The 9,558-nt window shown below is 63.3% G+C and carries 8 protein-coding genes; 5 read left to right on the plus strand and 3 right to left on the minus strand.

Going from position 1 to position 9,558, the window contains the following annotated elements:
- Positions 1-198: 198 nt before the first annotated feature.
- Positions 199-1,299 carry a tryptophan--tRNA ligase gene (trpS, locus tag JS533_RS12790; RefSeq protein ID WP_241515106.1) on the minus strand — a complete coding sequence of 367 codons (1,101 nt, stop codon included), beginning with the start codon at positions 1,297-1,299 and terminating at the stop codon, positions 199-201.
- 144 nt (positions 1,300-1,443) lie between these two features.
- Here trpS and JS533_RS12795 point away from each other — a divergent pair, with 144 nt between their 5' ends.
- A complete protein-coding gene (locus tag JS533_RS12795) occupies positions 1,444-1,839 on the plus strand; it encodes a DUF3073 domain-containing protein (RefSeq protein WP_241515107.1) in 396 nt (131 codons plus the stop codon).
- Positions 1,840-2,116: 277 nt separating this feature from the next.
- Here the strand turns inward: JS533_RS12795 and JS533_RS12800 are convergent, their stop codons facing one another.
- Positions 2,117-2,650 (minus strand): sterol carrier family protein, encoded by a 534-nt coding sequence (locus JS533_RS12800; RefSeq protein WP_241515109.1) that lies wholly within the window; start codon positions 2,648-2,650, stop codon positions 2,117-2,119.
- A gap of 107 nt (positions 2,651-2,757) precedes the next feature.
- On the opposite strand from JS533_RS12800, the gene JS533_RS12805 reads away from it, so the two are divergent.
- The 3 genes from JS533_RS12805 to JS533_RS12815 all read left to right on the plus strand — a co-directional run bounded on the left by JS533_RS12805 (position 2,758) and on the right by JS533_RS12815 (position 7,255).
- The gene (locus JS533_RS12805; protein ID WP_241515111.1) at positions 2,758-3,564 is read left to right on the plus strand and encodes an ABC transporter ATP-binding protein; all 807 of its coding nucleotides are present in this window, start codon (positions 2,758-2,760) and stop codon (positions 3,562-3,564) included.
- Between the two features lie 48 nt (positions 3,565-3,612).
- Complete coding sequence (locus JS533_RS12810; protein ID WP_241515113.1) at positions 3,613-4,437, plus strand: ABC transporter permease; 825 nt, start codon at positions 3,613-3,615, stop codon at positions 4,435-4,437.
- Positions 4,438-4,798: 361 nt separating this feature from the next.
- Positions 4,799-7,255, plus strand: a complete 2,457-nt coding sequence (locus JS533_RS12815) for a glycogen/starch/alpha-glucan phosphorylase (protein WP_241515115.1) — start codon at positions 4,799-4,801, stop codon at positions 7,253-7,255.
- A 408-nt stretch (positions 7,256-7,663) separates the two neighbouring features.
- On the opposite strand, the gene JS533_RS12820 is transcribed toward JS533_RS12815, so the two are convergent.
- Entirely contained in the window at positions 7,664-7,912 is a 249-nt protein-coding gene (locus JS533_RS12820; protein ID WP_241515117.1) for a hypothetical protein, read from the minus strand.
- 120 nt (positions 7,913-8,032) lie between these two features.
- Between JS533_RS12820 and JS533_RS12825 the strand changes: the two genes are divergently transcribed.
- Positions 8,033-8,821 (plus strand): rhomboid family intramembrane serine protease, encoded by a 789-nt coding sequence (locus tag JS533_RS12825; RefSeq protein ID WP_241515118.1) that lies wholly within the window; start codon positions 8,033-8,035, stop codon positions 8,819-8,821.
- Positions 8,822-9,558: the final 737 nt, after the last annotated feature.

Here is a 9,558-nt window from a genome sequence, read left to right on the forward strand (position 1 = left end):
ATTTAGCCTCTCGATCGTCAAACCGGCGGTCGCGCAGGCGTCAGGTGGTTCTGAGGTGTCTGGAGAACAGCCGGAAGATCTGGTTCACCGGTTCGGGTGCTATGTTCGGGCACGCGCCGGTCGGCGCAACAAAGCAACAAAAAGGGCTTGTGAACCAACCCCATGGTTCACAAGCCCGAATGTTCGGTGCGAGGGCACTCAGTACTTCATGCCCATCGCCTCGCGCACCTGCTCGAGGGTCTCCTCGGCGATGGCGTTCGCGCGCGCGTTGCCGTCGTGCAGGATGTCGCGAATGGAGTCCATGTCCTTCGCCAGCTCGGCGCGGCGTTCGCGATGCGGAGCGAGGAAGTTGTTCACGGATTCGATCACGTACGCCTTGAGCGCGCCGGCACCCGCCTCGCCGATCTCGTCGGCGATCTCCTTCGGATCACGGCCGGTCACCAGACCAGCGGTGGTCAGCAGTGCGGACACCTGCGGGCGTGCGATCGGATCGAACGTGATGCGGCGCTCGGAATCGGTCGGGCTCTTCTTGATGAGCTTGGCGGTCTCCTCCGCGGTGGCGCCCAGCATGATCGAATTGCCGTACGACTTGCTCATCTTGCGTCCGTCGAGGCCCGGGATCTCCGGCGCATCCGACAGGATGGCGGCCGGCTCCGGGAACACCGGGTGCTTTTTCGCGTAGCGCTCGTTGAAGCGGCGCGCGATGGTGCGCGTGATCTCGACGTGCGGCAGGTTGTCCTTGCCGATCGGCACGACGTTCGCCTTGCAGAAGAGGATGTCGCACGCCTGGTGCACCGGGTAGGTGAGCAGCAGGCCGGTCAGCGCGTGGCCCGACGCCTCCATTTCGGACTTGACGGTCGGGTTGCGGTGCAGTTCGGCCTCGGTCACGAGCGAGAGGAACGGCAGCAGCAGCTGGTTTTCGGCCGGCACGGCGGAGTGCGTGAAGATCATGGTCTTCTGCGGGTCGATGCCCGCGGCCATGTAGTCGAGCACGAGGTTGAGGACGTTGTCCTGGATGTGCTCGGTGGTATCGCGGTCGGTGATGACCTGGTAGTCGGCGATGATGATGTTGGTGTTCACGCCGCGGTTCTGCATGGCCACACGCTCCTTGATGGAGCCGAAGTAATGGCCGAGGTGCAGGCGTCCGGTCGGACGGTCGCCGGTGAGCATCGTGAACTTGCCCGGATTCGCCTCAAGCTTGGCGAGCGTCTCGTCGGAGCGCTTCTTCGCCGCGAGGAAGCTCGCGCTCATTTCGTTGCCGGCCGCGGTCAGCTGCTGTTCCTGGGATTCATCCGTCATTCGTTCCCGCCTTTGCGCGTGTTGAAACACCTAGAAAATATCGCTTTTATCGTAAAAGTCCGAGACGACAAGCATGGCGCGGCAAACAAGTGGTACTCTCTTATGTGATGAATCAACACGTACAGTAATTATTCAGGGGGTCACATGGGCCGCGGACGTCAGAAAGCCAAGCAGCAGAAAATTGCCCGGAAGCTCAAGTATTTGACCACTGACACTGATTACGACGAGCTCGCCAAGGAGCTGAGCTCACAGGAGCCGGGTGCCTTCTCGCCCGATCCGTTCGCCGATATCGAAGCCCAGTATGCGCACGACCACGATGCGGACGCTGATTCGGACGATCAGTCCGTTGCGTCGCCGGCCGCGTCGACCGCGGACGACGATCTCGACGAGTACGCCAAGTGGGCCGCCGAGGCCGCCGCGAAGGCGACCAGCGGCGAATTCCCGGTCACTCCGGCCGCGGCCGCCAAGCCTGCCGCGCCGAAGCCGCACAAGCCGATCCCGATGCCGGTTCCGAGCGCCCTCAAGCCGAAGAAGGCCTGATTGTTCGCCGGTTGTCGCCGATTGCAAAGACTCTTGCGCGGGGTTCTGGATGTTACCGGCATCCGGAGCCCCGTTTTTCTTTGGTTTCGCTTCGTTCCGTTATCGCTCGCTCGTCTTCAGTGACTGACCTCGGACCCTTAGTGGCGGTTTTCTCTCGCTGAACGCGGCTCAGCGAGAGATATCTGCCACGCAGGCTGGGATCGGCCACTCGAGTCGGCGGTCCGGGATCCGTCTCCACCGGGTTCGCCGCTGGCTGGCCAAGTCCGACGCGGATCCGTCACAGCGGCAGCAGATCGCTCAGATCGTCACGCTCGCCGACGGCGGTGATGTGCCCAGCGTCCTTCTCCTGTGCCCATGTGGTGATGCCGGCGGCGAGCCGAAGCCATACGTCCGGTTCGAGTTCGATCACGTCGGGCGGGGTGAGATTATGCGGGTCTGACGCCGGCCCGTCGAGGATCTTGATCGCTCCCCACGGTGCGACGCGCACCTCCACGCCCGGTCCCGGCGCCCGCCGCTCCAGCAGGAACAGCGTGTACCGGACCGACATTGCCCACACCGGCCGCGGCAGTTCCGGACTGATCGACAATGTGTGATCCGTATCCGGTCCGCAGCTCGTCGCCTTGTCGTCGCGCAATCCGCCCGCCGTGGCAGATGCGTCTGCGGCCGCGGCGCCGCCGGCACCGGCCGCATCGTGGCCGATCGCAGTCCTGCTGTCCGTCGTCGCGGCCACGGACTGCTCCCGTGCCGCTTCGACCCACTGCCGCCATGCGCGGCGCCCCTTCTCGATGTCCTGTTCGCGAATCACAGCCATGCCCACTATTTTGCCAGCTCTTGGAATCGGCCATGCCGATATGCGTTTTCGCAGGACTGTGGTCATCGTTGCCCGCCCCGAGATAGTTTGTGCACGGGGGGGGGCGTATGGTCGACGCGGATGAGATCGCCATATCAATGAGGGGACTGAAGATGCTTGAGATTTCGCATGTCTCCAAATCGTTCGGGGACATGCAGGCGGTGCGTGATGTGAGTTTGCGGCTCGAGCCGGGGCATGTGACGGCGGTGGTCGGGCCGAACGGCGCGGGCAAGTCGACGCTGCTGCGCATGGCGTGCGGTCTGCTGGTCCCCGATTCCGGTTCTATTATGCTCGACGGCAGGCCGATCGCCGACTATGGCAGCGGCCTGTACCGTCGCCTGTCTGCGGTGTTGGAGGACAGTTCGCTCGCCTACATGAGTTTGAAGGGCTGGGATAATCTCGATTATCAGGGTGCGTTGTACGGGTTCGGTCGCCGTGAGACGCGCGAGCGTTGCGCCGGTTTGCTGGATGTGCTTGATTTGCGCCGGCACATGGACAAGCGTGTGGGCGATTGGTCGCGCGGCACGCAGCAGAAGCTCGCGCTGGTCACGGCGCTGCTCCCCCGCCCGCAGGTGCTGCTGCTCGACGAGTCCACGCTTGGCCTTGACGTGGTCGCCAAGCGTGATTTCCTCAACGCCGTGCATGCCTCGCTGGCCGACGGCGTGGCCGTGATGATGACCTCGCACCAGTCGGAGGTCATCGAGCATATCGCCGACGACGTGGTGCTGATCGAACACGGCCGGACCCTGTTTGCGGACACCTTCGACACGTTCATGCGGCATTACGCCGTGCTCGGCGACGATTCGGAGTCCCTCGAACAGGTGCTGCTCGGCATCTTCGACCAAGAGACGAGCCAGGAAGCGAATCCGGAGTAGCCCTGCGCTTCACGCATACACGCAAGCCGTTGTATATAAGGAATCATCATGAGCCAATCCGCGCTTTCAAAACGACCGTCCGCGGCCGCGCGTCCCGTTCCCGGCCGCAATCCGCTCCGCGCGTTCGCCATTCTGTACGTGGCGGAAGTCCGCCGGTATCTGGACGAAACGCGCGTCTACATCTCCAGTTATCTCTCGTCGATGGCCGTCACGGCGATCGTCGTCGCGATGTTCGTCTTCGCGACCGACTTCGGCTCCGACCCGTCGTACTGGGTCGGCTTTCTGTTCTGGAACGCGGCGTCGACGCTGGTGACCGAGTCGAGCGTGTCCATTTCGTCCGACAAGCAGACCGGCACGTTCACGCAGCTCATGCTGCGTCCGTCGTCGATGCTCATGCAGATCACGGTCAAGACGCTCACGTGGTCGGTGGTGAACATCGTGATCGATATCGTGTTTCTGATCGTCCTGTTCGTGGCCATCGGCGCGCCGGTCGGCTTTTCGTGGACCGTGGTGCCGATCGCGCTCGTCACGTTCGTCGGACTGTACGGTCTGACGATGGTGATGGCGTCGCTGACGGTGCGGTATACGAAAACCGCGTCGTGGTGCGATCTGATCGGCTATGCGATGATGTTCCTCGGCGGTGTCGCGATGCCGATCGACCAGCTGCCGCGTCCGCTGGAGCTGCTGGGTCGGCTGCTGCCGATCACGCAGGGCATCGCGATGTCGCGTGACGCGATCGCCGGCCGCGCACTGTCGGCGACGGACTGGCTGTGGCTGTGCGGACAGTCGGCGGCGTTCGTCGCGCTCGGCTACACGCTGTTCCGGCTGATCATGCGGTCGGGGCGTCGTCACGGCATCAACATGCGGTACTGACCGACGTCGTTGCGCTCGCGTCGCGCGCTGGCGGCTCATGCAAGGCCGGCTTGTCATGACCGTCGGATGTCACGACGGTCGGTATCGAACCGGTTTCATATCGCGCTTGCCGCAACGGTTTGCACGATTCAACGGAACGATTGTGCGTAACGTTTGCAAGCGCTTGCCGCGATGTGGCGGCGTTGCGATGGAGTCCGACATTGCGACACTACGTTGTATGTCCCGGATTGTGTTGTATGATGGCATCGTTGATGCAAACGATTGCAGGACGTAAGGCAGCGTTCACCTTGTCGTTCATGCACTGTTACTGTGACGGGGCATAATGGCCAAGGGACAACAAACCGGAAGGAAAGTTCAGGACATGACTGAAATCACCGCACCCAAGTCGCCGGTCACGACCGAAGAGTTCACTGACCGCATCCGCGAACAGCTGAAGTACGCGCAGGGCGTCACCCCCGATCAGGCCACTCCGGCCGACGTGTACGTCGCTTCGTCGCTCGTCGTCCGCCACTATCTGCAGGACGCATGGTTCCAGACCCAGCAGGACATGATCAACGGCAGCACCAAGGCCGTCGGCTACCTGTCCGCCGAGTTCCTCATGGGCAAGCAGCTGCGCAACGCGCTGCTCAACGCCGGCATGATCGACCAGTTCGATGCCGCCGTCGAAGGCCTCGGCTTCAAGCCGCAGGACGTCATCGACGCCGAATACGAGCCGGCCCTCGGCAACGGCGGTCTCGGCCGTCTCGCCGCCTGCTTCATCGACTCCCTCGCCTCCCTCGGCGTGCCCGCCTTCGGCTACGGCATCCAGTACCGCTACGGCATCTTCAAGCAGGAGTTCGACAAGGACGGCAAGCAGGTCGAGAAGCCGGAATACTGGCTCGCCAACGAAGAGCCGTGGGGCCACACCGACTACAACCGCTCCCAGCGCGTCAACTTCGGCGGCAAGGTCGTCACCAAGGCCGACGGCTCCAAGGAATGGCAGCCGGAGTGGTCCGTGCGCGCCGTCCCGGTCGACTACATGGTTCCGGGCTACGCCTCCGGCCGCGTGAACACGCTGCGCCTGTGGACCGCCAAGAGCTATGACGAGTTCGACCTCGCCACCTTCAACAAGTCCGACTACCTGAACGCCGTCAAGCCGAAGGTCAAGGCCGAGGACATCTCCAAGATCCTCTACCCGGAGGACTCCACCCCGCAGGGCAAGGCGCTGCGCCTCGAGCAGCAGTACTTCTTCGTCTCCGCGTCCATCCACGACGCCATCCGCGTGTTCTACCCGGGCCAGGACAAGCCGGATCTGACCACCTTCCCGGACAAGATCACCTTCCAGCTCAACGACACCCACCCGGTCATCGGCATCCCGGAGCTCATGCGCGTCCTCATCGACGAGTACGGCTACGACTGGAACACCGCGTGGGACATCACCACCCGCACGTTCAACTACACCTGCCACACGCTCCTGCCGGAAGCGCTGGAAGTCTGGCCGGCCAAGCTGATCGGCGAGCTGCTGCCGCGTCACCTCGAGATCATCAAGGCGATCAACACCAACTTCCTCGCCGAGCTGGCCACCAAGACCCGCGACAAGGCGAAGATCGACCGCATGCGCATCGTCACCGAAGGCGAGAACCCGCAGGTCCGCATGGCGTACCTCGCCACCGCCGGCGGCTCCCACGTCAACGGCGTGGCCGCGCTGCACTCCGAGCTGCTCAAGGACGTCACCCTGCGCGACTTCTCCGACATCTACCCGAACAAGTTCACCAACGTGACCAACGGCGTCACCCCGCGTCGCTTCATTCGCCTCGCCAACCCGCGCCTGAGCGCCCTCATCACCGAAGGCCTCGGCACCGATCGCTGGCTGAGTGACCTCGAGCTGCTCAAGGGCCTCGAGCCGCTGGCCAAGGACGACGAGTTCGTCAAGAAGTTCGCCGCCGTCAAGCAGGCCAACAAGGAGGACTTCGCCGCCTACGCGAAGCGCGAGTATGGCTTCGAGCTCGACCCGAACACCATGTTCAACACCATGGTCAAGCGTCTGCACGAGTACAAGCGCCAGTCCCTCAAGATCCTCGCGCTCATCGCCAAGTACGCCGACATCAAGTCCGGCAAGGTCAACGTCGACGACGTGCTCCCGCGCACCGTCATCTTCGGCGCCAAGGCCGCCCCGGGCTACTACCTGGCCAAGATGACCATCCAGCTCATCAACAACGTCGCCCGCGTCGTCAACAACGATCCGGACGTCAAGGGCAAGCTCAACGTGTACTTCCCGTGGAACTACAACGTGCGCCTCGCCCAGCACCTCATCCCGGCCACCGACCTCGACGAGCAGATCTCGCAGGCCGGCAAGGAGGCGTCCGGCACCGGCAACATGAAGTTCGCCCTCAACGGCGCGATGACCGTCGGCACCCTCGACGGCGCGAACGTCGAGATCCGCGAGCGCGTCGGCGCCGAGAACTTCTTCCTCTTCGGCATGACCGTCGACGAGGTGGACAAGCTGTACGAGGAAGGCTACTCGCCGGCCAAGTACTACGAGGCCGACCCGCGCCTGAAGGCCGCCATCGACATGGTCTCCGACGGCACCTTCTCCAACGGCGACCGCAACACCTACGCGCCGCTCGTCGCCGACTGGCTCACCAAGGACTGGTTCATGACCCTCGCGGACTTCACCGCGTACACCGAGATCCAGTCCGACATCGAAGCCCTGTACCGTCAGCCGCTCGAGTGGAACCGCAAGGCCCTGCTCAACGTGGCGAACTCCGGCTACTTCAGCTCCGATCGTTCGATCCAGGATTACCTCGACCGCATCTGGCACACCGGTCCGCTCGCCTGACGGCTCGGAACCGGTGCGCCAGACGCGCGCTGGTTCCTGCCTCACGGCTGTCGCCGTTCGGCGTCGCCTACAAACAGTCCACTGGACTGTTTGCTTACGGCGCCGCACATCTGGCACACCGGTCCGCTGGCCTGAGCATGGAGTGTCCGCTGCGTTGCTCCTCGGTCGACGTGCTGAGCACGTCTTCCCTCGGTGCGCCTTGCGGACACACACATGCTCAGTCCATCGGACTGCGTCCGCTCGCCTGATAACGGCCTGCTGATGTGACGATGCCCCTGCTCGGCGTTGCGCCGGGTGGGGGCATCATCGTTATGAGGGCGGCGCTAGCCGCATACAAGCCGCATATGACAAAGCCCCGCACTACGGATTCGCAGTGCGGGGCTTCGCCGATGTCAATCAGTCAATCAATCAGGCTTCGGCGGGCTTGTCGGCCTCGGCGGCCTCGGGCTCGGCGGCGGCGTCCTTGTCGGCGGCCGGCTCCTCGGTGCCCTTGTTCAGGCCGAGATCCACGGGAGACGAGCTGTTCTCCCACGGCTCCTCCCACGGGTCATAATCCGGGTTCTGCTGCTTGTAGATGTACAGACCCACCAGACCGGCGAGCAACGCGCCGAACAGCAGCGCGAAGAACTTCCAACCGTTAGAAGACTTGTTCTCCATGACGGCTCCTTTCCCAATCGTGCGGCCGGCTTGCCCATCCAAGCCAACTCTGCTCTCCATCATAGGCCGATTTTTGTGACGATTGGGTGGATTTACACGCCCTGCCGCTACAGTGGGACCATGGCAAACCATCATTTCACCCTGTTCCCCGGCGTCCCTCCCCTGCGCGACATGTTCGACAAGCGGCACATCCGCTACCAGTGGCGCGACAACGGCCCCGTCTTCACCTCGGCCATCCTGCTGATCTGCGTGGCCGTGTGGGTCATGGAACTGCTGCTGTCGTTCGTCTGGCCCACCGGCCTGTCGCTGATGCTCGGCGCGGGCACGTTCCGCCCGGTGTTCGCCGTGAGCCGCCCGTGGACGTTCGTCACGTCGCTGTTCCTGCACCAGCCCACGTCGATCCTGCACATCCTGTTCAACATGCTCGCGCTGTGGTCGGTCGGCCCCGTGCTCGAGAAACTCATGGGACACTGGCCGTTCCTCGCGTTGTACGCGGTCTCCGGCATCGGCGGCAGCCTTGGCATGATGGTCTGGTCGCTGATCGTGCCCGGCGAATGGCTGACGGGCGCGTACGGTGCGTCCGGCGCGCTGTTCGGCCTGTTCGCGGCGATGCTGATCGTCTACAGGCGCATCGGCGCGGACATCAGCTCGATGGTCGTGTGGATGGTGATCAACTTCATGCTGCCGGTCGTGGTGAGCAACATCGCGTGGCAGGCGCACGTCGGCGGCTTCCTGATCGGCGGCCTGTTCACGTGGCTGCTGGTGTCCGGCCCGCGCTCGCTGCGCGGCAAGAGCCTGACGTACCGCACGGCCGTGTACGGCGGGACGCTGCTGGTGGTGATGATCGTGTTGGTGGCGATGATCAACGTCGCGAATCCGGCCGGCGTGCTCGGGCTGCTGCTGGGCTGATTGCGGCGACTGGCGGCGGCGTTGCGGGACGGCGTTGCGGGACGGCGTTGACGGCGTTGCGGGACGGCGGCCGACGGACGATGGGGTCCGACGGCCGCCGTCTTGCGTGTCCGCGCCCCGTGTGACAGGCCGGACATGTCGGATACGCCGGATCGTTGGCCGGTATGGAGGTCGTTGTTGGTGTGGTGAATGGCGGCCCCGTCTGAAGCGGTCTGGTTTTTGTTCCGTCTCTGCTATGAGACGGCTTGTGCCGTCTGCTGTCGAAATACTCGTTCTCCACATCCCGTGGTGTCCTGTAGTCCGGCGAGGCGTGCAGGCGCTTCGAGTTGTACCACGACAGTCCGCGGATGGACGATTGCGCGCTGCGATTGTGGATAAGTCCGGCGGGCTCACGGGGGCGGATTGCGGATGCGATGCGCGACGATGCGTGATGATCCGCCCGATGGCGCGTACGACGATGCGGACGATGATGCATGGAACATGGCCTGTGGAGGTCGGAATACCGGATATACGGGCCTGGGCTGTGGTGCGGAACTATATCTTGTGGTTAGGGAAGGAATTACACACATGTAGTTCTCCACATTCTGTGGATAATGATGTGGATAACTTGGGCATAAGTGCGGATAAGCGGTGGATAACTGGGGGATAATTCAGGTCAGCATATGGGGATAACTTGCCAAAACGTTGGAATTACAACGTTTGTGGATTGTGGATAATGTGCATAACAAGTTATCCAC

Origin of the sequence: Bifidobacterium amazonense (assembly GCF_018555435.2) — a bacterium.
In the GTDB taxonomy this organism is placed as follows: Bacteria; Actinomycetota; Actinomycetes; order Actinomycetales; family Bifidobacteriaceae; genus Bifidobacterium; species Bifidobacterium amazonense.